General features: G+C 62.2%; 24 protein-coding genes and 6 tRNA genes. 13 read left to right on the top strand and 17 right to left on the bottom strand.

Annotation, left to right across the window (positions count from 1 at the left end):
* Window positions 1-36 precede the first annotated feature (36 nt).
* Together IFT63_RS08790 and IFT63_RS08795 are read left to right on the top strand one after the other, a co-directional pair.
* A complete protein-coding gene (locus IFT63_RS08790) occupies window positions 37-468 on the top strand; it encodes an FKBP-type peptidyl-prolyl cis-trans isomerase (protein WP_101100131.1) in 432 nt (143 codons plus the stop codon).
* Window positions 452-1,702, top strand: a complete 1,251-nt coding sequence (locus tag IFT63_RS08795) for a TIGR03862 family flavoprotein (RefSeq protein WP_192083853.1) — start codon at window positions 452-454, stop codon at window positions 1,700-1,702. Before IFT63_RS08790 ends, IFT63_RS08795 begins: the two co-directional genes overlap by 17 nt.
* Here the strand turns inward: IFT63_RS08795 and IFT63_RS08800 are convergent.
* The 4 genes from IFT63_RS08800 to IFT63_RS08815 all read right to left on the bottom strand — a co-directional run bounded on the left by IFT63_RS08800 (window position 1,688) and on the right by IFT63_RS08815 (window position 5,709).
* The gene (locus tag IFT63_RS08800) at window positions 1,688-2,182 is read right to left on the bottom strand and encodes a GNAT family N-acetyltransferase (RefSeq protein WP_192083854.1); all 495 of its coding nucleotides are present in this window, start codon (window positions 2,180-2,182) and stop codon (window positions 1,688-1,690) included. The genes IFT63_RS08795 and IFT63_RS08800 overlap by 15 nt on opposite strands.
* Window positions 2,179-3,801: an FMN-binding glutamate synthase family protein gene (locus IFT63_RS08805; protein WP_192083855.1), complete on the bottom strand. Its 1,623-nt coding sequence runs from the start codon at window positions 3,799-3,801 to the stop codon at window positions 2,179-2,181. The genes IFT63_RS08800 and IFT63_RS08805 overlap by 4 nt, the downstream gene beginning before the upstream one ends.
* 64 nt (window positions 3,802-3,865) lie before the next feature.
* Entirely contained in the window at window positions 3,866-5,152 is a 1,287-nt protein-coding gene (locus tag IFT63_RS08810; RefSeq protein ID WP_192083856.1) for a nucleotide sugar dehydrogenase, read from the bottom strand.
* Between the two features lie 110 nt (window positions 5,153-5,262).
* A complete protein-coding gene (locus IFT63_RS08815; RefSeq protein WP_192083857.1) occupies window positions 5,263-5,709 on the bottom strand; it encodes a BLUF domain-containing protein in 447 nt (148 codons plus the stop codon).
* Between the two features lie 150 nt (window positions 5,710-5,859).
* On the opposite strand from IFT63_RS08815, the gene IFT63_RS08820 reads away from it, so the two are divergent.
* Window positions 5,860-5,946: transfer RNA gene (locus tag IFT63_RS08820), tRNA-Leu, on the top strand.
* 28 nt (window positions 5,947-5,974) lie between these two features.
* Here the strand turns inward: IFT63_RS08820 and hemN are convergent.
* Window positions 5,975-7,384 (bottom strand): oxygen-independent coproporphyrinogen III oxidase, encoded by a 1,410-nt coding sequence (gene hemN, locus IFT63_RS08825; RefSeq protein ID WP_192083858.1) that lies wholly within the window; start codon window positions 7,382-7,384, stop codon window positions 5,975-5,977.
* A gap of 58 nt (window positions 7,385-7,442) precedes the next feature.
* The gene (locus IFT63_RS08830) at window positions 7,443-7,868 is read right to left on the bottom strand and encodes a group III truncated hemoglobin (protein WP_192084193.1); all 426 of its coding nucleotides are present in this window, start codon (window positions 7,866-7,868) and stop codon (window positions 7,443-7,445) included.
* A gap of 164 nt (window positions 7,869-8,032) precedes the next feature.
* On the opposite strand from IFT63_RS08830, the gene IFT63_RS08835 reads away from it, so the two are divergent.
* Entirely contained in the window at window positions 8,033-8,338 is a 306-nt protein-coding gene (locus IFT63_RS08835) for a hypothetical protein (RefSeq protein ID WP_192083859.1), read from the top strand.
* Window positions 8,335-9,384, top strand: a complete 1,050-nt coding sequence (locus tag IFT63_RS08840) for a 4Fe-4S dicluster domain-containing protein (RefSeq protein WP_192083860.1) — start codon at window positions 8,335-8,337, stop codon at window positions 9,382-9,384. The genes IFT63_RS08835 and IFT63_RS08840 overlap by 4 nt, the downstream gene beginning before the upstream one ends.
* A gap of 1 nt (window position 9,385) precedes the next feature.
* Here IFT63_RS08840 and IFT63_RS08845 read toward each other — a convergent pair whose 3' ends face one another.
* Window positions 9,386-9,622 carry a hypothetical protein gene (locus tag IFT63_RS08845; RefSeq protein WP_042613007.1) on the bottom strand — a complete coding sequence of 79 codons (237 nt, stop codon included), beginning with the start codon at window positions 9,620-9,622 and terminating at the stop codon, window positions 9,386-9,388.
* Between the two features lie 244 nt (window positions 9,623-9,866).
* Here IFT63_RS08845 and IFT63_RS08850 point away from each other — a divergent pair, with 244 nt between their 5' ends.
* The gene (locus IFT63_RS08850) at window positions 9,867-10,040 is read left to right on the top strand and encodes a hypothetical protein (protein ID WP_192083861.1); all 174 of its coding nucleotides are present in this window, start codon (window positions 9,867-9,869) and stop codon (window positions 10,038-10,040) included.
* Window positions 10,041-10,224: 184 nt separating this feature from the next.
* Window positions 10,225-10,860, top strand: a complete 636-nt coding sequence (locus tag IFT63_RS08855) for a glycoside hydrolase family 19 protein (protein WP_192083862.1) — start codon at window positions 10,225-10,227, stop codon at window positions 10,858-10,860.
* 191 nt (window positions 10,861-11,051) lie between these two features.
* Here the strand turns inward: IFT63_RS08855 and IFT63_RS08860 are convergent, their stop codons facing one another.
* Together IFT63_RS08860 and IFT63_RS08865 are read right to left on the bottom strand one after the other, a co-directional pair.
* Window positions 11,052-11,891, bottom strand: a complete 840-nt coding sequence (locus IFT63_RS08860; RefSeq protein ID WP_192083863.1) for a DUF3037 domain-containing protein — start codon at window positions 11,889-11,891, stop codon at window positions 11,052-11,054.
* Window positions 11,888-12,694: a HipA family kinase gene (locus IFT63_RS08865; protein ID WP_342450474.1), complete on the bottom strand. Its 807-nt coding sequence runs from the start codon at window positions 12,692-12,694 to the stop codon at window positions 11,888-11,890. The genes IFT63_RS08860 and IFT63_RS08865 overlap by 4 nt, the downstream gene beginning before the upstream one ends.
* A 702-nt stretch (window positions 12,695-13,396) precedes the next feature.
* Here IFT63_RS08865 and IFT63_RS08870 point away from each other — a divergent pair.
* The gene (locus IFT63_RS08870; protein ID WP_192083865.1) at window positions 13,397-14,476 is read left to right on the top strand and encodes a hypothetical protein; all 1,080 of its coding nucleotides are present in this window, start codon (window positions 13,397-13,399) and stop codon (window positions 14,474-14,476) included.
* 163 nt (window positions 14,477-14,639) lie between these two features.
* Complete coding sequence (locus IFT63_RS08875) at window positions 14,640-16,421, top strand: NACHT domain-containing protein (RefSeq protein ID WP_192083866.1); 1,782 nt, start codon at window positions 14,640-14,642, stop codon at window positions 16,419-16,421.
* 327 nt (window positions 16,422-16,748) lie between these two features.
* Here IFT63_RS08875 and IFT63_RS08880 read toward each other — a convergent pair whose 3' ends face one another.
* Window positions 16,749-16,982: a hypothetical protein gene (locus IFT63_RS08880; RefSeq protein WP_192083867.1), complete on the bottom strand. Its 234-nt coding sequence runs from the start codon at window positions 16,980-16,982 to the stop codon at window positions 16,749-16,751.
* A 546-nt stretch (window positions 16,983-17,528) separates the two neighbouring features.
* On the opposite strand from IFT63_RS08880, the gene IFT63_RS08885 reads away from it, so the two are divergent.
* On the top strand, window positions 17,529-17,735 hold the full coding sequence (locus IFT63_RS08885; protein WP_057508283.1) for a hypothetical protein: 207 nt from the start codon (window positions 17,529-17,531) through the stop codon (window positions 17,733-17,735).
* On the top strand, window positions 17,732-17,992 hold the full coding sequence (locus IFT63_RS08890; protein ID WP_197974241.1) for a hypothetical protein: 261 nt from the start codon (window positions 17,732-17,734) through the stop codon (window positions 17,990-17,992). The genes IFT63_RS08885 and IFT63_RS08890 overlap by 4 nt, the downstream gene beginning before the upstream one ends.
* Before the next feature lie 8 nt (window positions 17,993-18,000).
* Here the strand turns inward: IFT63_RS08890 and IFT63_RS08895 are convergent, their stop codons facing one another.
* Window positions 18,001-18,648 (bottom strand): hypothetical protein, encoded by a 648-nt coding sequence (locus IFT63_RS08895; protein ID WP_192083868.1) that lies wholly within the window; start codon window positions 18,646-18,648, stop codon window positions 18,001-18,003.
* A 74-nt stretch (window positions 18,649-18,722) separates the two neighbouring features.
* On the opposite strand from IFT63_RS08895, the gene IFT63_RS08900 reads away from it, so the two are divergent.
* Window positions 18,723-19,673: a phosphoadenosine phosphosulfate reductase family protein gene (locus IFT63_RS08900; protein WP_192083869.1), complete on the top strand. Its 951-nt coding sequence runs from the start codon at window positions 18,723-18,725 to the stop codon at window positions 19,671-19,673.
* Entirely contained in the window at window positions 19,670-20,008 is a 339-nt protein-coding gene (locus IFT63_RS08905) for a hypothetical protein (protein ID WP_192083870.1), read from the top strand. The genes IFT63_RS08900 and IFT63_RS08905 overlap by 4 nt, the downstream gene beginning before the upstream one ends.
* Here IFT63_RS08905 and IFT63_RS08910 read toward each other — a convergent pair whose 3' ends face one another.
* The 6 genes from IFT63_RS08910 to IFT63_RS08935 form a co-directional block, all read right to left on the bottom strand.
* Window positions 20,009-21,082, bottom strand: coding sequence for a tyrosine-type recombinase/integrase (locus tag IFT63_RS08910; RefSeq protein WP_192083871.1), 1,074 nt, complete (start codon window positions 21,080-21,082; stop codon window positions 20,009-20,011). It lies immediately after the preceding gene.
* 204 nt (window positions 21,083-21,286) lie between these two features.
* Window positions 21,287-21,360, bottom strand: a tRNA-Cys gene (locus IFT63_RS08915).
* Window positions 21,361-21,426: 66 nt separating this feature from the next.
* Window positions 21,427-21,502: transfer RNA gene (locus IFT63_RS08920), tRNA-Gly, on the bottom strand.
* A 154-nt stretch (window positions 21,503-21,656) separates the two neighbouring features.
* A tRNA-Gly gene (locus tag IFT63_RS08925) sits at window positions 21,657-21,732 on the bottom strand.
* Between the two features lie 154 nt (window positions 21,733-21,886).
* Window positions 21,887-21,962: transfer RNA gene (locus IFT63_RS08930), tRNA-Gly, on the bottom strand.
* A gap of 109 nt (window positions 21,963-22,071) precedes the next feature.
* Window positions 22,072-22,147: transfer RNA gene (locus IFT63_RS08935), tRNA-Gly, on the bottom strand.
* Window positions 22,148-22,171 lie beyond the last annotated feature (24 nt).

The following is a 22,171-nucleotide window of genomic DNA, read 5'->3' on the forward strand; positions in this document are numbered from 1 at the left end:
CGCTACCCTTGCATCCCTTCGATTTGGATGCCGCCCATGCGCCGCCTGCTCGCTCCCCTGCTGCTGTCCCTGGCCCTTGCCGCGTGCGCGCCGTCCGGCCCACCGCCGGGTGGCACCATCGCCGCCTTTGAAACCATCGATACCCAGCCCGGTACCGGCGCGGTCGCCACGCCGGGCAGCAAGGTCACCGTGCACTACACCGGCTGGATCTACGACGAGCGCGCAGCAGACAAGCATGGCAAGACCTTCGACAGCTCGGTGACCCGTGGCGAGCCATTCTCGTTCGATCTCGGCGGTGGCCAGGTCATCCGGGGTTGGGATGAAGGCGTGGCCGGCATGAAGGTAGGCGGCAAGCGCACCCTGATGATCACCCCGGACATGGGCTACGGACAGCGCAGCGTAGGGCCGATTCCGGCCGGATCGTCGCTGGTGTTCGATGTCGAGCTGCTTGATGTCCAGCCCCGCTGAATCCGGCCCGCCCGCGCGCGTCGCGGTGGTAGGCGGCGGCCCGGCAGGCCTGTTCGCCGCCGAACAGTTGTGCGCGGCAGGATTGTCGGTGGATCTGTACGAAGCCAAGGGCTCGCCCGGGCGGAAGTTCCTGATCGCCGGCAAGGGCGGCTTGAACCTGACCCATTCCGACCTCCGCCCGCTGTTCGACAGCCGCTACCGCGAACAGACTGCGGCGGTCGCCGGATGGCTGGACGCGTTCGATGCCGACGCACTGCGCCGCTGGGCCGCCGGCCTTGGCGTAGAGACCTATGTCGGCAGTTCCGGGCGCGTGTTCCCGGTGGACCGCAAGGCCGCCCCGTTGCTGCGCGGCTGGGTACGCCGGCTGAAGGAACAAGGCGTCCGGTTCCACGTGCAGCATCGCTGGCAGGGGTGGGACGCCGACGGCGCGCTGCGATTCGCCGCCGAAAACGGCGAGCAGCGGGTGCACGCCGACGCCACGCTGCTCGCGCTCGGCGGCGGCAGCTGGCCGCAGCTGGGCTCGGACGGTGCGTGGGTTCCCCTGCTGCAGGCCCGCGGTGCGGCGATTGCGCCGCTGCAACCGGCCAACTGTGGCTTCGATGTGCCATGGACCCCGTGGTTCGTGCAGCGCCACGCCGGCACGCCGCTGAAATCCGTGGTGGCCCATTGGATCGACCTGCACGGCGCGCCGCGGCATCATCAAGGCGAATGCGTGGTGAGCGAATACGGCATCGAGGGCAGCCTGGTCTACGCCCTATCGGCCGACCTGCGCGAGACGATCAACCGTGATGGCAGTGCAACCCTGTGGCTGGACCTGGTGCCGGGACGCGAGCAGGACCGCCTGGCTGCAGACCTGGCACGCCCGCGCAAGGGCCGCAGCTTCGGCGAGCACCTGCGTCGGCAGACCGGGGTCGATGCGGTGAAGGCATCGCTGCTGTTCGAGGTGCTGGGCAAGGACGCCGGGCAGGACATCGCCGCCGTTGCCGCCACCCTCAAGCGCCTGCCCATCCACCTGCAGCGACCGCGGCCGATGGCCGAGGCGATCAGCACCGCCGGCGGGGTGGCCCTGCCGTCGCTGGATCCCGGACTGATGCTGAAGGCACTGCCGGGCGTGTTCTGCGCAGGCGAGATGCTGGACTGGGAAGCCCCCACCGGGGGCTACCTGCTGACCGCCTGCTATGCCAGCGCCAAACGGGCGGCCGAAGGCGTGATCCACTGGCTAGCGACGCGCTGACATCGCCGGTCGGCGCATCCGCCTGGCTGCGAGCGTGATGCCACTGGGGTGCGGGTACGCCTGCTCTCCTTCATCCAGGAAGCCGGCACGCTGGTAGAACGCGACCGCGTTGAGCGAGGCCGACAGCAGCACGTCGCGCTGCGGATCAGCCAGCGCCAGCAGCCGTTGCAGCACGGCCTGGCCCAGCCCCCTCCCGGCCTGCTCCGGGGCGACGAACAGCGCATCGACTTCGTTGTCCTGCAGCACCAGTATCCCGTAGCCAAGCACCTGTCCCTTCGCGTCGTGGGCCACCACGCAGCCCCCTTCCGCGATCAGCCCTGCATAACGCGGTGGCGGCGGCGAAGCCGACCAGCGTGCGATCACCTCGGCCGGATAGTGGCTGCGGCACACCTCACGAACGCAACGCGTGCGCAGATCCCACAACGCCGGCGCATCGTCGGCGCGCCCGCCACGGAAGCGCGGCAACGCCTCCCCGCTCACCGCGATTTGCTCGCTCGCAGCGCCTGGATCCGTGCCGGTGGCTGGAACGAATCACTGCGCGCATCGGCCCAGTAATCGTGGAATACGGCATGGTCCGGCACCTGGCGCAGCAGCTCGCCCGGCGCCAGGTAGCGGTACAGCGAGGCCAGCGAGCGGATCTCCACCGGCGATACCCGGCGCAGGATGTGTTCCGGCCCCAGCTCGGCCGGATCATTCAATCCGGCCGCGCACAGCAGCTCCTTCAACGCATGCAGGGTATGCCGATGGTAGTTGTGCACGCGTTCGGCCTTGTCGGTCGGGTCCAGGCTGCGCCAGCGCGATGGATCCTGGGTGGCGATACCGGTAGGACACTTGTCGCTGTGGCAGCTGAGCGACTGGATGCAGCCCAGCGCGAACATGAAACCACGCCCGGCATTGCACCAGTCCGCACCCAACGCGATGATGCGCGCGATGTCGAAGGCGCTGGTGATCTTGCCCGCCGCGCCCAGCCGGATGCGATCGCGCAGGTCCAGGCCGACCAGGGTGTTGTGCACAAGCAGCAGCGCTTCGTGCATCGGTACGCCGACATGGTCGACGAACTCGGCAGGCGCCGCACCGGTACCGCCCTCGGCGCCATCGACGACGATGAAATCCGGCAGCAGGCCGGTCTCGCTCATCGCCTTGGCGATGCCGAACCACTCCCACGGATGGCCGATCGCCAGCTTGAAGCCGACCGGCTTGCCGCCGGACAGTTCGCGCAGGCGGGCGACGAACTGCAGCAGTTCGATCGGCGTGGAGAACGCGGAGTGCCGCGAGGGCGACACGCAGTCCACGCCCATCGGCACGCCGCGTGTCTCGGAGATCTCAGCGCTTACCTTGGCCGCCGGCAACACCCCCCCGTGGCCCGGCTTGGCGCCCTGGGAAAGCTTGATCTCGATCATCTTGACCTGATCGGTGGTCGCATTGGCGACGAAGCGCTCTTCGCTGAAGTTGCCAGCGTCATCGCGACAGCCGAAGTAGCCCGAGCCGATTTCCCACACCAGGTCGCCGCCCTTCTCGCGGTGGTAGGACGATATCGAGCCTTCGCCGGTGTCGTGGTGGAAGCCGCCGCGCCGTGCGCCTTCGTTGAGGGCGCGGATGGCATTGGCCGACAGCGAGCCGAAGCTCATCGCGGAAATGTTGAACACGCTGGCCGAATAGGGCTTGGCGCAGTTGGGTCCGATCAGCACGCGGAAATCACTGTGGCCGATGCTTGTGGGCGCCAGCGAATGGTTGATCCACTCGTAATCCACCGCATAGGTACTGCGCAGCGTGCCGAACGGCACCACGTCCATCTCGTTCTTGGCGCGCTGGTAGATCAGCGCGCGCTGCTGGCGCGAGAACGGCACGTCTTCCAGGTCGCTCTGCACGAAGTACTGGCGGATCTCCGGGCCGATCGATTCCAGCCCGTAACGGAAATGCGCGAGCACCGGATAGTTGCGGCGCAACGTGCTGCGCGACTGCAGCAGGTCCCAGGTGCCCAGCACCACCAGTGCAGCCGTCAGCCCTACCCCCCAGTACCAGGCGACCCAGTACGTGGCCAGCCACAGGCAGACCGGGAACAGGATGATGGCGAGCGCGTAGGCCAGGTAGCGGTGCATGGCGTTCCTTTCGGGATGGCTGCAACCAGTCTACCCGCGACGGCGTCGACGCCGCGCCAGCCGCTTACAGGCGGCCGTCCACCGAAGCACGGGGCCACGCCGACTTGACGTCGTAGACGATGCCGCCCGGTGCCTGCAGGGCCGCGATCCGTGCCGCATCCATGTCCAGGAACGCGGCGTGCGCCACCGCGAGCACTACCGCATCGTAGGCGCCGGGTTCTGGACGGGCGACCCACTGCACCGCGGTGTCCGCCAATGCCGCCGGACCCACCCATGGATCGTGTACCTCCACCCGCGCGCCACTGGCCTGGAGCTGTTCGGCCAGTTCCAGCGCACGGCTGTTGCGCAGGTCCGGGCAGTCCTCCTTGAACGTCACGCCGAGCACCAGGATGCGGGCCTGGGCCGGAGTGCGGCCGCGTTCGGCCAGCAGCGACAGCACGCGCTCGGCCACGTGCGCTCCGACCCGGTTGTTGACCTGGCGTGCGGTATGGATGAGATCAGGGTGGTAGCCCACGCTCTCGGATTTGTGCAGCAGGTAATACGGATCCACGCCGATGCAATGCCCGCCGACCAGGCCGGGCCGGAACGGCAGGAAATTCCACTTGCTGCCGGCTGCGTCGAGCACGTCCTGGGTATCGATGCCGAGCTTGTCGAAGATCAGCGCCAGTTCGTTGACCAGGGCGATGTTGACGTCGCGCTGGATGTTTTCCACGACCTTGGCGGCCTCGGCCACGCGCATCGACGGTGCGGGGAACGTGCCGGCGGCGATGATCCGGCGGTACAGCGCGTCCACGATCGCGGCGACCTCCGGGGTGGAACCGGAGGTGATCTTGCGGATGTCGGCCAGCCGGCGCGTGCGGTCGCCCGGACTGACCCGTTCGGGGCTGTAGCCGCAGTAGAAGTCCTGGTTGAAGCGCAATCCCGAACCCGCTTCCAGCAGGGGAATGCAGACTTCCTCGGTGGTGCCGGGGTACACGGTGGACTCATACACCACCAGGTCGCCGGCCTTCAGCACGCTGGCCACGCGTTCGCTGGCCGAGCGCAGCGGCCCCAGATCGGGCTGCTCATGTGCGTCTATCGGCGTGGGTACGGTGATGATGTAGACGTTGCAGTCCGCCAGTTCGGCCGCATCGGCGCTACAGCGCAGCAGCGGTGCGCCCGCCAGCTCGCCGTCCTCCAGTTCCAGGGTGTGGTCATGCCCCTGCTGCAGTTCGGCAACACGCGCGGCATCGATGTCGAAGCCCAGGGTGGGGAACAACCGCCCGAAGGCGACCGCCAGCGGCAGGCCCACATACCCCAGGCCGATGATCGCAGGACGCGGGGAGGCGGCAGCCGAAACCGGGACGCTCATGCGAGGCCTTCCTGCTGCGCGATGCGGCTCGATCGTTCCATTGCGCACCCGCCTCCAACTCAAAGAGGCACAAGGGTAACCGCCATGCCCGGCGCTGACCACGCCCGTGATCAGGAGCCCAGGCTGACCGCCGCGGGCTCCAGCTCGCCATCGCCGCCGGTCCAGCTGCGCAGCAGCAGCGCCAGCCCCTGCTCGGCCGTGGGCCGGTCGGCGCTGATTCCCGTCCAGGGTGCGTCGATGATATGGCTCATCGTCGACGGATCGATCCGCCGGTTGGCCATGGTCCAGTGCGGGAACCGGCGCGTGCCCACCACTGCCGCGGCCAGTTGCCGTACGCCATGGTGGCGACTGGCGTTGAGGACCCTGCCGTAGACCGAATCGAGTCCATCACGCGGACCTTCCAGATATTGCAGGAAGCGTTCGCCATCGAACATCAGCACGCCGGTGACACCTGCCATCCGGTTGAACGCCGTCGCATCGGCCAGCAGCGCATCCAGCTCCTGCGGTGCCAGCTCTGGACGGGCCTGGCTGACGTAGGCAATCGCGTGCAACGACATGGTCACTCCCTGGCCCCTGACAAAGCCGAATATGGCATGAACAACGCATTGTTGACAGCTGAGCGACCCATACCGCGTATCTGGTCACGGTTCCGCGCACGCGCGCCGCCATTCCAAATTCGCGCCCCGTGGTGCACCCTATGCCGCGCGGCCCGGATGGCGAAACTGGTAGACGCAGCGGACTTAAAATCCGCCGACCGCAAGGTCTTGCCGGTTCGATCCCGGCTCCGGGCACCAGATCCGCTTGCCAGCACGCCCCGATGCCTCACAGGGCACGCGAGTAACGCGCCGGCTGTCCCGGCCGCGACAGGTAGCGGTCAAAGCACATCGCCAGCAGGCGAAGCAGCGGGCGCCCCGCTTCGGTGGCACGCACCACTCCCTGGTCCAGCTCGGCCAGTCCGTCGGCCTGCAGCGCCTGCAGCTGCATCAGCGCATCGGCGAAGTACGCTTCGAAGACGATACCGCGCGCGGCACACACGGCCTCCGCATCGACGCGGCCGTGGCACATCAGCTGCTGGATGATCTCCGCGCGCAGCAGGTCGTCCTGGTCGAGCTGTACGCCGCGCCACACCGGCAGATGCCCGGCATCCACCGCCGCCTCCCACGCCGGCAGATCACGCGGGTTCTGGCTGTAGGTGCTGGCCACCGTGCTGATGGCGCTCACCCCCAGGCCCAGCAGATCGGTATCGGCATGGGTGGTGTACCCCATGAAGTTGCGGTGCAGCTGGCCGGCGCGCTGGGCACGCGACAGGTCTTCTTCCGGCAGCGCGAAATGGTCCATGCCGATGTACTGGTAGCCGGCCTGCAGCAGCCGCTCCACCGCCAGCCCCAGCAGCGCCAGCTTCTGCTCCGGCGCCGGCAGCCGCGATTCGTCGATCTGCCGCTGCGCGCGGAACAGCTGTGGCAGGTGCGCATAGCCGTACACTGCCAACCGATCCGGGCGCAGCGCCAGCACCTGCTCCAGCGTGCGCCCGAAGCCCTGTTCGTTCTGTCCGGGCAGGCCGTAGATCAGGTCCACGTTGACCGAGCGCATGCCGTGGTCGCGGCAGGCCCGCAGGATATCCAGCGTCTGCTCCACGCCCTGCATGCGGTTGATCGATGCCTGTACCGCCGGATCGAAATCCTGCACACCCAGGCTGGCCCGGTTGAATCCCAGTCCGGCCAGCAGGGCCACGTCGTCGCGGTCGATGAAGCGCGGGTCGAGTTCGATGGAGAAATCGCGCGCCGTGGAGGTACTGAATCGGAAGCGCCTGCGCAGGCCCTGCAGCAGTTCGGTCATCGCCTCGCGGGTGAGGAAATTGGGCGTCCCGCCGCCCAGGTGCAGCTGGATCACCTCGCGGGACGGGTCGATGTGCGAGGCGATCAGGTCCGCCTCGGCGAGCACCCGCGCCACGTAAGCGTGGCCACGGCTGCGGTCGCGGCTGATGATCCGGTTGCAGCCACAATAGAAACACGGACTGCTGCAGAACGGGACATGCACGTACAACGACAACGCGCGTGCCCGCCCGTTGCTGCGTGCCAAGGCGGCGGTGAAATCGGTCTCGCCGAATGCCTCATGGAAATGCGGCGCGGTCGGGTAGGAGGTGTAGCGCGGACCCGGTTTGTCGTGCCGGCGCAGGGTCGCTGCGTCGAAACACCAGGCCAGGCCGCCTTCAACAGGTGAGTACGTGTCCATGCCTGCAGCGTGCCTGCGCCCGCGCGCAGACGCCTTGACCCAGATCAATCCAGGCCGATCAGCCGAGGATCGGCAGGCCGATCGATGGCAGGCGCAGCATCCGGTAGCGCTTCCAGAACGTATCGGCGATACGCGCGGCGATGTCATCGGCCAGCCGCTGCATGTCCGGGTTGCCACTTTCCGCCGAGGTCATCCGGAACAGCACCAGCCAGCGGTCGAACAGATCGCGGTCCATGTCATCGATGGCCATGTGCTTGGACATCGGCGAGCCCTGGAAGCGCCGGGTGCCGCGCAGCAGGGCCGACCAGAAATCGACCAGCTGGGCCAGGTGGGTCGGCCAGTCCTGCACGTGCGCGGTGAATACCGGACCCAGCCGGGGTTCGTCGCGTACTCGCGCATAGAAGTCGTGCACCAGACGGGTCACTTCCGCTTCGGTGCACAGGTCGGGGGAGGCTACGGGGAGCGGCAGTGGCAGGGTGTCCATGGAATCGGCGCGGATCTGATGGCCCATGATCGCACCGGGCTCCACAACGCCCGCTTGATCAGGATCAAGGACGCCGGCCTGGGCCGTTTCTACAGTGGCCGCTGCCGGTTGGGACGCTCCCTGCTCGTGCCGGCCCCCACCGCCCTCCTGCCGGAACGTGACCCATGCCCCGACAGTGCCCCACCGACGCCCGCTCGCCCCCAGGGCGACGCCCGCCTGCGCTGGGCGCGATCCTCTGGCCAGGCTTCATCACCGCGGCGCTGGCGTGCGCGGTGTTCTTCGCCTTCGTCGATCCGCTGCGCCTGCGCGATATCAGCTTCCCCGGCAACGGCATCAGCCGCGGGCTGGGCTACACGCTCGGGTTCTTCATGTTCTGGGGAATCACCAGCCTGTCCAGCGCCACCACCTGGTACCTGCTGCGGCCGGCATCGGCGCAGGGTGGGGACGACGACGAGGTGCCGCTGGGATGAACCCGCCCACGCTGCCGCCGTGGACCCGAACGGCCCTGCCGGTCGTGCTGCTGATCGGCTTCCACGCCCTTCCGTGGCTGCGCTGGGACGGCCGCCAAGCGGTGCTGCTGGACGTGGTGGAGCGCCGCTTCGATGTGTTCGGACTGACCCTGTGGCCCAGCCAGGCCGGCCTGTTGCTGGGGGCGCTGGCGGTGCTGGCGGTGACGCTGGCCTTGTGCACGCACCTGGCCGGCCGCCTGTGGTGTGGGCACGCCTGTCCGCAGACCGTGTGGAGCACGCTGTTCGCCTGGGTGGAGCACGGCACGCGGCGCCTGCTTGGAAAGTCCCCTGCAGAGCCGGTCGCGCGCCATGCGCTTTGGATCGGCATCGCGCTGTGGACTGCGTTGAGCTTCGTCGGCCTGTTCACTCCCGTCCAGTCGCTGCTGGCTCGCGCCGTTGCCCTGCGGCTGGACGGCTTCGAATCGTTCTGGATCGTCTTCTACACCGTGGCGACTTGGGGAAACGCTGGTTTCCTGCGCCGGCATGTCTGCCGCTTGCTGTGTCCCTTCGCGCGTCTGCAGCCGCTGCTGCGCGATGGGCATACCCCGCGCATGCTGTACCTGGCGCCTCGTGGCGAGCCGCGCGGGCCAAGGCGGCCGGGAGGTGGCAGCGTCGCCCAGCGCGGACGCGGCCTGCTCGATCCCGGCACCGCCCAGGATTACGTATTCCGCTGGGCCCATCCGCAGCTGGCCGGACCGATGCCCCGTTTCGCCGATGATCGGCTGGGCGACTGCACCGACTGCCGACGCTGCGTGCAGGCCTGCCCGATGACGCTGGACGTGCGCGATGGCCCGCAGGCCGATTGCCTGGACTGCGGTGACTGCGCGGTGGCCTGTGAGCAATCGCAACGGGCGGCAGGGCTGGGCCCCGGGCTCATCCAGCACATCAGCCCGCAGCGACTGGCCGGACATCGGCCGCAGTGGATACGACAGCGGACGCTTGCGCTGCTCGGACTGCTGAGCCTGCTGCTGGGACTGATCGTGCTGGGTGCCGCGCTGGCCCGGTGAATCAACGCGATGGCGGGTCCGCCGGCGGCACCAGCTGGGCGCGCCGGACGATGCCAAGCTGTTCGATCAGCAACGCCATGTCGTTGGTCACCTGGGTGCGCTCACGCCCCTCCGGTACCAGCCGCGCCAGCACCTGCTGGTAGGTATTCCAGAACTCCGGGCCGCATCCATGTCGCTGGTAGCTGTCCTGCAGCTCGTCGCGAACCTGGTCGGCCAGGTCCTGTCTGCCGTAATCCATGTACGACCTCCACGAAATCGGTGGCAGCGGGGATGCGGGGGCATCCAGCGAGGCAACACGATGCCTATGAATTAGACATGCTTTTGTCTACGCGTCAATGACACAGCAGACACAGACCGCGAACCTCACTGAATCATTCACCTCAATCGCCCGGTCCGTGTGGCGTCCTGCGACGTGTCCCGACGCGCTCCTCACCGCGCTTGCGTAGGCTGAAACCTTCAATCGCCAGACGGAGAACACGCGCATGCAGTTGACCGCGCAGCAGCAACGCATTCTGGAAGACATACAGGCCACCCGCCCGGTTGCGCAGGAAGACGCGAATTGGGCGGTTGAAGCGGGACTTGCCGCGCAGGGCGAAGACGGCGACATCGACCTGACCCAGGAAGGACGCCAGTACGTGGACTCGTCGCAGCTGTGACGACAGCAGCCGCATAAGGGGCCCGCGCGCGATGGCGTAATGCGCGTGGCCGTTTGCGGACCGCGCATCAGCTGCCCCCTGCGGCGCAGCGCGCGGCCGGCCGCTACTGGATTGCAGGCCACTGCAGGGCGATGGTGCGCTCATCTGGTGCACACCTTCCAATGCCCGGCCCGTGGAGTGACTGATGATCAACGCCGCCCTGCTCTCGCAGATCCTGATGTGCCCCCTGGCGCTGGCCCAGCGCTGGACCGCGCCGCTGAACGAGGCGATGCAACGTTTCGACATCACCACCCCGCGGCGGATCGCGCATTTCCTGGCACAGATCGGCCATGAAAGCCTGAGCCTGCAGCACCTGCAGGAAAACCTTTCGTACAGCCGCAAACGCATCGGTGAAGTATTCGGCCGGCGCCTTTCCGAGGCCGAGCAGCCGCAGTATGTACGCAAGCCGGAGCGGCTGGCCAACCGCGTGTACGCCAACCGCAATGGCAACCGCGACGAGGCCAGTGGCGATGGGTATCGCTACCGCGGCCGCGGACCGATCGCCTTGACCGGCCGCGACAACTATCGCCGCATCGGCGAGCTGCTCGGCCTGCCGCTGGAGGAACAGCCCGAGCTGCTGGAATCGCCAGAGGTGGGTGCGTTGGCTGCTGCGGCGTGGTGGCAGGACGCCGGCCTCAATGCACTGGCCGACCGCGATGACCTGCTGGGTGTAAGCCGACGGATCAACCTGGGATCGAGCACCAGCAAGGCCACGCCGGAAGGCATGGCCGACCGCACGATGCGGACCAGCCGGGCGCTGCTGGTGATGGGTGTGGGGTGATATGCGGCGCGCTGCAGTTACCGGTTGAGCAGATAGCAGAAAGCCCGCCATTGGCGGGCTTTCTGCATGAAGCGTTGGAGGCCTGGGTCGGAATTGAACCGGCGTACGCGGCTTTGCAGGCCGCACGTTAACCTTTACTTTCAGGCACTTACACTGATCTGCGCACTGCTTGCCACGGAAGCATGAGCTAGTCAGCTCTGCATGGCTACTTCGATTGCCTTTCCAAAATCGGATGCATTGCTCTCAGTGAAGACCTTGGTTGGCACCTTGATCGCATCCAGCATCTTCAATGCTTTCCTGTAGTCCTTCATGACATCAGGATTGCGAGGCTCGCCAATAAGCAGATAGATATCGAAATCTTCCTTCGCGTCCTCCAGAACACTCATTTGCCCGATTATCTGATGAGCCTTTCTTTTGATCGTAGCGCCATCCATCAAATCGAAGGAAACAGGCTCTAGAACATGCCACTTACCGTTCTTAAGCGCCTTATCGAACTGAACAACATCAAGAGGTGCGCGAATCGCATGGGACGTAACTTTTTGTTCTAAACGACGATCAACGAGAACCCTTGAGAACTCTTTCCATATCTCATTATCCGAACGACTACCGCGCTCAACTGCCTCATCGTAATGAGCAACGAGCCTTTCGAAATGACGATCCAAAGCCGACTCAAGCTCTTTAGCCATTCCGCCACGCACATCGCCCCACTGAAGTGCGCTGTCGTCCAAGGGTATTGCCGATCGAACAAGAGAGAGAATGTCGTCGAAACGGCCGTCAAACAGTCCTGGCGCCTTGTTAGTTGAGGAGTAACGCCTGAGAGCGCGCTCTATACCTCTGAGGGCCTTTGTCAGAGCCGCGCCCTGCGCATCAGGGAAAAATGAGTTGATTCGGCCATACTTGCGCCGCATCTTCACTCCAACAAATCCTTTCGAAGGCGCAAACATTACGACACCAACATTGACAAACTCACCAGTAACGGCGTCGTGGATATATTTTAACGTCAGATATGAATAAGTTATTCTTTCATTCATTTCAGAATCCTCTTTGCCTCGTCAAACAGCCCCGGAAGATTATCCCTAACCTCACAAAGGTATTTGACAATGGGCAAACAAACCGCACCGGTCGGATCCCAAACTTCAGGAATGGCATTTTTGTACGCTTCAAACCGCTTTGAGTCCAACAGCTCCCAACTCTTCTGAAGCTCAGTAAGATCTCCACCCTTGCCTCGAGCCGCCGTCAGCAAAACATGCCGCCGCTGGGAGTTATCTAGAGCATTCATTCCATCTGGCTGCCAGGGGTAAGGATTAAAAAATGCGCCGAGCAACGGATCGTCAATAAGCGCCAACTCGTGATCAATAATCAAGAGTTTGTTCTTATTATCCGTCAAGCAGTTCGGCTTAGCGCCCCCCCTGTCTGAGTTGCGAACCGCGCCATCAAAAGCCACTACCCTGCTGGCGCAGTCAATCAATGCAGAAGGAAGCTCCATAGCCTCACTATAGGCACTAAGTCCGTGAAAATAGAGTGTGCCGAACGTTGGGCTTAAGCTTGCATCAATCCTAGCCCGGACATCGGCGCGATCCGCAGGCACCAGCGCGCTGAATCCAGACGGAAATTCGATGAGAAGCGGCTCAGGCACGGGGAGTCCCAAGTCGGCTGCCAGCATAGACGAGAACGCCTCGCGGACCAGGCCGCCTGGCCCGCACTCCGTCCCTGACAGTTTAGCGACAGCCTGCACAACAGCGCCATCGTCCCGCTCTACGTCGACCAAGATCGGAAGAGTCCGCCCACTCTCGAACACAGCAGAAAAGCCCACTGCGGTTACTGAATCCAACATGCATTAACCCCCGTCCCTGGCGGCGGAGCGTAGCACGTCGGTCCCCGAGCCGCCACACGTTCGCGTTCACGTAAATGCAGTCCAGGATCTCAGTGGGCGCGGCGTCCCAAATTTCTGGAAGAATCACATGCACAGCGAGCGACCTTACTGGGACAAGCCGCCAGCTGGACATCTCAGATCTGTGCTGTAACCACTCTCAAAGCGCGAGCCGGGATAGTCGGACGGAGGCCCCAGCACATCGCAGGGGTCCAACTGCTTGCCCTTGCCCCCCCCCCCAGCATGATGTTCCCCTTGATCCATTCCAGCTTTGTCGCCATCCTCCGGCGCAGCGCCGGCTCGTGTCGCTCGCCCGTAGCTCGCATTCGCGTATCGGCATCAAACGACGTGCGGTGCCTCAGGATCAGTAGGGCGTGCCCCTCGTCCTCTGCACACAGTCTGGCCAGCACGATCCGTCGACCCTTTACTGCAAGGAGGTCACCTCACCCCGTGCAGTAATAGCCCCGTCAGGAGAGTGTCCAAGTGGCAGCGCGGCTTCCAGCGTAAGCCTTCGGGCATCAGCGTCAGGGTTTGGAGTCTCGGCACCCATGCGCAGGACCATATGACGACCCAGTCTCACAGCCTGATACGTTGTCGCAGCAGGCACCGTAGAGGCCAGGTGCCCGTGCACGCGTTAAGCTACATGCAAACTCAACGGTGGATCCCATGGAAGAGAGCTCATCGCGTCACCCTTACGATCATAGCGATCCATACGCCAGACTAAAAAATATCGAACGCTTAGAACGCGAGCTACTTGAAGAGGAGGCAGTGTCGGCAGTCCTCCTTAGAAAACGAAATTTGCTGATTCGAGTCTTCATTGGAATCAGCGTTCTTCTCGTCATGGCTGCCTTGCTCATATATTCTAACTTCGGCCAAGATCGCTTACTTACAGAAAACCAGATTTCCAGATTACTCCAGCGAGACGTTCCGTGGAAACTATTGGCGGCCATGATGACAATTGCCGGCATGTCTGTTGCAGTAGGCGCAGTGACGGGGTATTTGGATAAATCTGACGGCGCACGCGCGCGCGCCTTCCCACCTCTAACACCGAGTGATGAGCTAAAGAAACTCAGGAAGATCGTCACTCGCCTGCAAGCACGCATGGATGCGAAACAGGGAGAGAGCGCACCAACCTCGAAAGACGAACTTCTCGATGAAACAGCGCGACAGAAAGTCATCGATGAGCTTTCCGCCAAGATTACAGGCGAACTCAGCGACAAAGCCAGGCATGCCAGTCACATCGCAAATATTCGTCGACTGCATGAAGCAAGCAGTTCGCGGTTATTTGCAGAGATCGTGAAACTAAATCAACGAGCGAAATTAAATCTCGCCATCGGGATAGTCATAACCGTAGTCGCTGCGATGATCCTATTCTACATTGCAGCCTCTGAGTCACCAAAAAACACTACTCTTGCAAGCCTTGCAGCGCACTACGTGCCACGTCTTAGCACCGTAATCTTCGTTGAAGTATTTGCCTTCTTCTTTCTGCGCTTATACAAAAGCGCACTACAAGACATTAGAGCCTACCAGCAAGACATGAGTCGACTGAGCTCCGAAGCCGCTGCAACAGAGCTGTTCCTATTTTGCGATGATGACAAAGATAGGGCAGTCATCGCGGGAGCATTGACCTCGAGCGGTTACCGTGATTTACGGCCGCAATCTGAAGCCACCACACAGATTGATGCGAAACTTCTCGGCGAGCTCGCGACAATCATAGCAAGAATTTCTGGAACCCAGAGGGGATAACCCCTCCGACCCAGTATAAACGCACAATAAAAAATAAACCTCTTCTAATCGCACTTACCCAGATAAGACCCAAGCCAGATGCTTAAGTAAACACACTTTAACGACTTGCTCAGCTTACTCGGCTAAGGGAACGACAAACCCGCTTCATAAAAGGAAGTCCCTAATGGATCCAATCGCAACTCCTGCTGCAGTGACGGCCATTAAAGGCTCTGTAGGCTTAATCTCGAAGGCCGCCGCACTACTGGGGCGCCTGGGCAAGAAAATCAGCGCCGAGTCTTCATACGAGCTACGGACAGCACATGATAGATATTGCTCATCAGTCATATTGAAGTATTGCCGCGCACGCACTTTTTTCTCACAAAATGAGCCTCAACACCTCGCTGACTTCTATGTGCCGTCAACGATCACAACCAACAGACAAGATAGTTACGCTAGAGCAAGCCTGGCGACCCTCGACACAGTAACCGGCCACCGAACAATAATAACCGGGACAGGAGGTTCCGGGAAGACAATTTTCATGCGCCATCTTTTACTCGACAGCATTAAAACCGGCGCGGGATACCCCATATTTATTGAATTAAGAAATCTCACTTCCGATCAATACTCCAATATTGAAGGCGCAGTGGGTGATTTCATGGAGAATCACGGCTTCCCACTAGACCGAAAGTACGTAAAAAAATCGATTGAAGAAGGGTTGCTGGTAATTATTCTTGACGGCTTTGACGAAGTGCCGTCGGAGCAGCGAAAAAAACTAGAAATAAGCATCAAAAAGATGATGGCAAATGCAACGTCACGCATCATCATATCCTCTCGCCCTGACATGACACTCCAAGGCTGGGAGGATTTCACCACTGCTGCGATTGCCCCACTTAGCCTAAGAGATGCCTGCGACCTGATAAATAAGATAAATTACGATGGCGAGGAAGAAACAAAACAGCGATTCATCGCGATCCTAAAAAAAAGCTTATTCAATTCGCACAAGTATTTCCTTTCGAACCCACTCCTCCTTTCAATCATGCTCCTGACGTATGGGAATACCGCAGATATCCCCACAAAATTTGCCTCTTTTTACGAGCAAGCCTACATAGCATTATTTCAACGACACGACGCGCTGAAGTCAGGCTACAAGAGAGAAAAGAAAACAGATCTCGGCATTTTTGAGTTCTCCAGACTCTTTGCAGCCTTTTGCGCCATCAGTTACCGCGACAAAAGAATAAAGTTCACGGCACTCGACGCAATTGACTACACAAGAAGAGCGATAACCGTTTCAAGCCTGATCGACGTAGTAGCAGAGCACTTCATTGATGACGCAAAGCAGGCCGCCTGCCTCCTGATTGAGGACGGACTAGATATAACTTTCGTCCACCGCTCTTTCCAAGAATACTTTACAGCGAGATTCATTAATGACTCGAACGATGAAGTTAGAATAAAATATTTGAACGAGATAGTTTCAGAGGGGCGAAATACGTCAGACAATGTTATCCACCTGCTTCACGAAATTAACCCTCATTTTGTTGAGGAGAGCTACCTAATCCCCTCGCTAAACAAACTCTTTGGCGATCGAAAAAAGAAAAAGATTACACGGGCCACATGGGCGCCCATGTATACAGGGATCGTGGGATCAATCGACTTCTCCACTGATGCCATAATTAGTTATCGCATCGACGACCACCGGACATTTGGACTACTGCTCATAATGAAGAGAATTCTCGCCCTGCCGCGCGGATTGTCCGAGATCGAGCAGGCAGCTCAGATAATAACTGAGTCAAAATTGGGTGATGCGCGATTCGATGAATTGAAGCCCCGTTCAGCTCACTTAACCGCAATCGGCAAAATACCCGGCGAATTTGGAATCGATGTTTTTGAAAGGTTTCGCGTTGAGTTGATAGCGATGGAGGCACGTGCTCAGAGCAGAAAAACTGAATTGAGCTCCCTCTTCGACTGACCTGAACACACGCTTTCCCTGTGCGGTTCGGGACTGCTTCCTTCACTAAGCGGGTGCGCGCGGCGTTTTGCGGCCTGGCGTCCACACGCGTCGGGCTTTGTTTTTTAAATGGAAGCTTCTACGAGAGGCAGATTAGGCGCTGCCTCCAGCACCCGCCCATTTCGCACCCACACATTGTAGGGAATCGGCAAGTCCAGCTGCCCGAAAGCACGCATCTGCACGCCGTCGTATGTCGTCAAACTGCTGGTGCCATCACCGTTGTGCGCAGTGACGGTAGCGATCAGCCGGGGGCTGCTGCTGACCAGTTCATCGAACTGCCCCCACATATCAGTCCGCATCGGTGTAGTGCCTCTCCAGGGTGATGATCTGCTCCACGACCAGCGCTGCATCCTCCGCGCGCACCTCAATGCGCGAGGCGGTGCAGAGACCGTGCCAAGTGCCCTCCGCCGCCAGCACCTGGACGAGGTCCAGCGGCAGGATCCGCCCCACCTCGCCGGAGCGCAACGGTAGTGGGAACAGCGGCAGCGACAGTTCGATGAGCGCCTGCTCGCCGCGGTCCACGCACCTTCCGCGAGCAGCTCGCCATCGAGATCGGTGCCGGTGGTCAATTTCCGCGTTTGTTTGCCATGGAGGAGTTCTAATGGCTGACGGCTCCCGCTCCTTCAACTTCCCAGCGCCACAGCGGTCGCGCCCGCGCCCCGTCGAAGTCGTGGTCGACCTGTTCGCCGGGCGCGGGGGTGCCAGCGAAGGCCTGAAGCAAGCACCGTGTCCGCGCGCTTGCTCGACGTGTCCCACAGCTACCCGAAGGCAGCCTGATGAGCCTCTGGCGCACAACCGAGGTTCAGGCCCTGCGCCAGATGGTCGGCAGCGACGCGATCACCGTCGCTGCTGCGCTGGGCCGGACGCCGCGCGCGGTCCAGAACATGGCACGCCTGCAGGGAATTCCGGTACCGCGCCAGCAGCACGTCCTGCATTGGCCGACCGCCACGAAGCGCCGCGCCGCGCCCGCTGCATGCGGGCCAGTGGCCACACCGTCAACCAGCTCAGCGCTGCGCTTGGTGTTCCGTTCGGAACCGTGCGCCGCTGGGTATACGAAGGAGCAGCAGCATGAGCACCTGGAAAACCATCTCCAGCGCCCCTCTGGACCAGGTCGTCATGACGAAGATTGACGACGTCGACGGGTGCCGCAATGAGCAGAAACTGATCCAGACGCAGCGGGATCCCGGGTGCCGTCGGATATGGTGGTTCCCGGACATGAGCATGTACGTCTACTACCAGCCGACGCACTGGCGCCCGGTGGGAGAAGGCGCATGATCGGTCGCCACGCCACCCGCCGCGCACCGAAGGCCACGCTCGGCTTCGCGTGGGGCCGCTTCCCGACCGAGGATGGCTCGGTCATCAGCTACCGCCCTTACCGCCAGGATCATCGCCGCGCGGTGCACATGCACGTCGTCAGCTTCTTCGTCCACGACGACGCGCGCACGGCTGCCGCGATCCTGCGCCGCGCGCGCAAGTTCCTGCGGGACAAGGTGGACGAGATCGATCTGGCAGCTATGGGGGTGGCGACGTGAGCCGAGTTTCAATCATTCTCCTCAGAAAATTTCTGGAGCTCGTCAAATATTTGCCGGTAAGAATTCGTAGGCTCCACAAAGAAGGGAGTCACGTTCAAGCTTGCCTTCAGCATTTCTTTAACCGCGCGCCGTATAGCAACGAACATGTCTTTGGCGGCTTGGTCCAGAATAATCTCCGGATAGTCTCCCCCCCAAGGGATGCGACCGTGGAAACGGCGGCAGAGGTCAGCGATCGCCCTTCCTTGACCGATAAGGTCAGCTATGTCCTTGCCGATCTCTCCCTCGAAGTTGTGCAGCTTGTCCTGCGCGCTCTCTGCCGTCGGCATCAGGGATGCCTGAAATTCAGTGAGCACCCACGTCAGGTCCTGACGATCAGCAATCAAACCTGGGCCACCTACATTGGCCTTCCTCATCGTGTGCAACACAGCGCCGAGCTTCGGAGGCAGAAGCGAAATCTCCACCGACAGCAGGCTGCGCAAGATTCCGGCTGTCCCATGCCGAAGCGCAACGGTTTCCTGATGCTGCTGTGCAGCGATCTTCGTAGCCTCATCCGCGATTTCTGTGGCTCGCTTCGAAGTTCGATGAGCAAAGACAGCAACCACAGTGGTTGCAATAGCCGCACCAAGCCCGACGACCACTGCAGTCCAGTCGGCCACGTTTCCCCAATCCACTGCGAGCGGGCATATCGCCATCGCCTTACCTCCCTGTCCCTGTTGGAGCCGATTCTGCCATGAACGCCGTCAGCATCCAGCACCTGGTCAACGTCTCTGGCGGGAAGGACAGCACCGCGGTTTACCTGCGCGCGATCGAGAGCGGGCGCCCGTTCCGGGCCGTGTTCGCCGATACCGGCAATGAAGATCAGCGAGTCTATGACTTCATCGCCGAACTGCCGCATCTCACGGGCGGGCCGGTTGTCGAAACCGTGCGTGCCGACTTTAGCCGCCAGCTGGCCCAGCACCGCACCTACATCTTGGAAAAGTGGCCGCAGCAGGGTATTGCAGACTCCATCGTGCAGCAGGCCGCAGCGCTCCACGAACCGACTGGCAATCCCTTCTTGGACCTGTGCATCAGCAAGGGTCGGTTCCCGTCCCGAATGGCGCAGTTCTGCACCGAAGAACTGAAGACCCTCCCCATCACGCTGCAGGTTGTGGGGCCAATGCTGAAGGCTGGCCCGGTGCTGCAGTGGCTGGGCATCCGCGCAGAAGAGTCAGCAAACCGCTCCAAGCAGCCGCGCTTCAACCGGCACGAATCGGGGTCGATGGTATGGCGCCCGATCTTCGACTGGTCAGTGGAGCAGGTCTGGGCCCAGCACCGGAAGCATGGCATCGCCCCGAACCCGCTCTACGCCCTGGGAATGGGCCGAGTCGGCTGCATGCCCTGCATCAACTGCCGGAAGAGCGAGCTGCGCAACATCGCGGACCTGTTTCCTGACCACATCGAGCGGATCCGCCAGTGGGAGGAGATCGTCGCATCGGCCAATAAACGTCGGAGCGCGACCTTCTTCCCGGCAGTCACCGACCCCACCGATATCGACCGCCCGGGCAGCTACTCGCGGATAGACACGCTGGTCGAATGGAGCCGCACTGCCCGAGGCGGCAGGCAGTTCGACCTGTTCTTCCAGGCGCAGTCTGGCGGCGGCTGCACGTATGACCTCGGCCTCTGCGAAAGGAGTGCAGCGTGAGCCAGCGTCGCGAACTTGCTCAAGAACAGGACGACACACTGGGCCTGGAGGACGCCGCCAGGGTGCTTAGGCTGGGCCTAGAAGCCATGAAGGCCTTGGTGGAAGAAGGCACGGTGCCCGCCGTTCGGCTCAACCAGAAGCACACGGTCATGCTGCGCGAGGACCTGATCGAGTTCCTGCGCGCAGAGGGCCGGCGCCAGGCAGCGGAAAGGAAGGCGGCAATCGGGAAGCGGCCGGCCGCCAACAGCGCGCAGCCGTCGCCCCAGCGCGCCAAGCCGGCGAAGGCCCGGCGGATCTCACCGCCTGACCTCGCCGCGTACGAGGTCAAAGGCTGATCACCAAAGGTGGTCAGCCAGTGTGGATGCGCGCAGGTTGGCATAGCGCTTCAGCTGCCTCGGATCCCGATGCCCGGTAATGCTGGCAATCTTGAGATCGCTCAGCGCCGTCCTTTCGTACAACCGACTTGTGGCTTCGTGACGCATGTCGTGGAAATTTAGGTCGTTGCACCCAGCGACTTGGAAGATGCGGTCAAACTGGCGCGACAGCTGTGATGTGATCTTCGCCAAGGCCTTTTTGTCCGGGTTGCCATCCCACCAGGGGAACAGGCGCACCTCGGATCCGCCGCCGTAGGCGGTGAGCTTCGCCACCAGCACCGACGACATAGGCACTTGGCGCTTGCTGCCGTTCTTGGTCTTGCTCAGGAAGATCGTTCGCCGCTCCAGGTCGATCTGGCTGCGCTCCAGCGTGTACATCTCCCGCATGCGCATGGCCGACTCCAGCGCCATATCGAAGAGCAGGGTCAACGCCTCCGAATGGCGCAGCTCGAGCGGGCGCTGCCGACCTTCCGGCTTGGCGCCGGCCAGAATGGCGCGGATCCGATCCTCCTCCCCGGGCTCCAGCCGCCGATCACGCTCCACATCCGCCTTGATCGCGCCCTCGATCTTGGAAACCGCGATCACGTCGTCAGGCGTATAGGTCGAATAGCCGCGCGGAAGTAACCGCAGCGGATTCAACGGCACCGCGCCGTGGGCAGCGAGCCAGTCCAGCGCACGCGAGAGCGCGCCGACGTGATGCCGGATGGTTGATGGCGCCAGATTCTGGTCACGCTTCATGGAGGAAACCCATGCCGTCGCCCAGGTGAATGTCAGCTCGGGCAAAGTGATGCCGATCGGCAGCCTTGCCAGCACCACCGGCAGCAGCTTGTTGTCGTCGACGGACACATGTTGGACGCTGCGGTACTCGCTGACCTGGGCGCGAAGATCCTTCGCCGCTGCCTTGGTGTTGGCCAACTCTTCCGGCACGATGCCGCGATCGAGCAGCGCCTCCAGGCGCCGCACGTACTCATCGCCCTCGGCCTCGGATTCGAAGCTGAGGTAGATCGGCTGCGGCAGGAGCTTTGTCCTGCGCACCGTGTAGTGCCACGTATTGCCTCGCTGCCTCTTCGTTGCCGTCGCTCATCTCAACTCGCGTACACGCACTCGGCACATGCTAACGCGAGTTTGCCACTCGAAAACGCGTGGCAACCCGATGATTTCGACCCCAAATCAGGGGATTGCGGAGCTGCCCGCCAAACGCCAGACATAAAAAAAGCCCTGATAAATCAGGGCTTTGTATGGAGGCCTGGGTCGGAATTGAACCGGCGTACGCGGCTTTGCAGGCCGCTGCATAACCACTCTGCCACCAGGCCGGTGTACAGCTACCAGGAATGCGATGTCCTGGTAAGACGAAACCCCTGTCGGGGCCTGTCGGGATTTGGAGCGGGAAACGAGACTCGAACTCGCGACCTCAACCTTGGCAAGGTTGCGCTCTACCAACTGAGCTATTCCCGCGTGAGGCCGACATGCTACCGGAAGACCCGGGACCACACCAGCGTTTTCACGCTTCAAAACGCTGCTTTTCCGCTGCGCCACTCCCTTCCGGAAGCATCGCCCCGCACGGCCGGTGCGGGAGAAAAACAAAGCCCCTTCCGGGGCCCGGTAAAACTGGAGCGGGAAACGAGACTCGAACTCGCGACCTCAACCTTGGCAAGGTTGCGCTCTACCAACTGAGCTATTCCCGCAATCTCTTCGACCTGCGCCGAAGAAGCGATATTGTATCGAAATTCCTTCATCTCGTCAAGCCTGTTCAGCTCTCCGATCGCAGCAATCACGCACGCAGCGCACCTTCGAATACAGGCAAAAAAAAGAGACCTCGCGGGCCTCTTCTTCAAAACCTGGAGCGGGAAACGAGACTCGAACTCGCGACCTCAACCTTGGCAAGGTTGCGCTCTACCAACTGAGCTATTCCCGCTTGGGAGGCGGCATTCTACACGGCCTGTCGCCGGTGTCAAGAGACGGCAGGGACGCCAGCTGTTTCCGCCGGCACAAAAAAAGAGGCCTTTCGGCCTCCTTTCAGATTCTGGAGCGGGAAACGAGACTCGAACTCGCGACCTCAACCTTGGCAAGGTTGCGCTCTACCAACTGAGCTATTCCCGCTTGGGAGGCGGCATTTTACCTGTC

It is taken from the genome of Stenotrophomonas sp. CFBP 13724 (assembly GCF_014841975.1).
Classification (GTDB): domain Bacteria; phylum Pseudomonadota; class Gammaproteobacteria; order Xanthomonadales; family Xanthomonadaceae; genus Stenotrophomonas; species Stenotrophomonas lacuserhaii.

Excerpts from the sequence above, each read along its gene's own strand:
- IFT63_RS08815 (WP_192083857.1), bottom strand. The coding sequence starts at position 5,709 with ATGTCGTTGCACGCGATTGCCTACGTCAGCCAGGCCCGTCCAGAGCTG.
- IFT63_RS08850 (WP_192083861.1), top strand. The coding sequence starts at position 9,867 with ATGCAGTTGACCGCGCAGCAGCAACGCATTCTGGAAGACATACAGGCC.
- IFT63_RS08840 (WP_192083860.1), top strand. The coding sequence starts at position 8,335 with ATGAACCCGCCCACGCTGCCGCCGTGGACCCGAACGGCCCTGCCGGTC.
- IFT63_RS08795 (WP_192083853.1), top strand. The coding sequence starts at position 452 with ATGTCCAGCCCCGCTGAATCCGGCCCGCCCGCGCGCGTCGCGGTGGTA.
- IFT63_RS08900 (WP_192083869.1), top strand. The coding sequence starts at position 18,723 with ATGAACGCCGTCAGCATCCAGCACCTGGTCAACGTCTCTGGCGGGAAG.
- IFT63_RS08875 (WP_192083866.1), top strand. The coding sequence starts at position 14,640 with ATGGATCCAATCGCAACTCCTGCTGCAGTGACGGCCATTAAAGGCTCT.
- IFT63_RS08890 (WP_197974241.1), top strand. The coding sequence starts at position 17,732 with ATGATCGGTCGCCACGCCACCCGCCGCGCACCGAAGGCCACGCTCGGC.
- IFT63_RS08810 (WP_192083856.1), bottom strand. The coding sequence starts at position 5,152 with ATGAGCGTCCCGGTTTCGGCTGCCGCCTCCCCGCGTCCTGCGATCATC.
- IFT63_RS08865 (WP_342450474.1), bottom strand. The coding sequence starts at position 12,694 with ATGTTGGATTCAGTAACCGCAGTGGGCTTTTCTGCTGTGTTCGAGAGT.
- IFT63_RS08835 (WP_192083859.1), top strand. The coding sequence starts at position 8,033 with ATGCCCCGACAGTGCCCCACCGACGCCCGCTCGCCCCCAGGGCGACGC.
- IFT63_RS08860 (WP_192083863.1), bottom strand. The coding sequence starts at position 11,891 with ATGAATGAAAGAATAACTTATTCATATCTGACGTTAAAATATATCCAC.
- IFT63_RS08870 (WP_192083865.1), top strand. The coding sequence starts at position 13,397 with ATGGAAGAGAGCTCATCGCGTCACCCTTACGATCATAGCGATCCATAC.
- IFT63_RS08790 (WP_101100131.1), top strand. The coding sequence starts at position 37 with ATGCGCCGCCTGCTCGCTCCCCTGCTGCTGTCCCTGGCCCTTGCCGCG.
- hemN (WP_192083858.1), bottom strand. The coding sequence starts at position 7,384 with ATGGACACGTACTCACCTGTTGAAGGCGGCCTGGCCTGGTGTTTCGAC.
- IFT63_RS08830 (WP_192084193.1), bottom strand. The coding sequence starts at position 7,868 with ATGGACACCCTGCCACTGCCGCTCCCCGTAGCCTCCCCCGACCTGTGC.
- IFT63_RS08855 (WP_192083862.1), top strand. The coding sequence starts at position 10,225 with ATGATCAACGCCGCCCTGCTCTCGCAGATCCTGATGTGCCCCCTGGCG.
- IFT63_RS08845 (WP_042613007.1), bottom strand. The coding sequence starts at position 9,622 with ATGGATTACGGCAGACAGGACCTGGCCGACCAGGTTCGCGACGAGCTG.
- IFT63_RS08885 (WP_057508283.1), top strand. The coding sequence starts at position 17,529 with ATGAGCACCTGGAAAACCATCTCCAGCGCCCCTCTGGACCAGGTCGTC.
- IFT63_RS08805 (WP_192083855.1), bottom strand. The coding sequence starts at position 3,801 with ATGCACCGCTACCTGGCCTACGCGCTCGCCATCATCCTGTTCCCGGTC.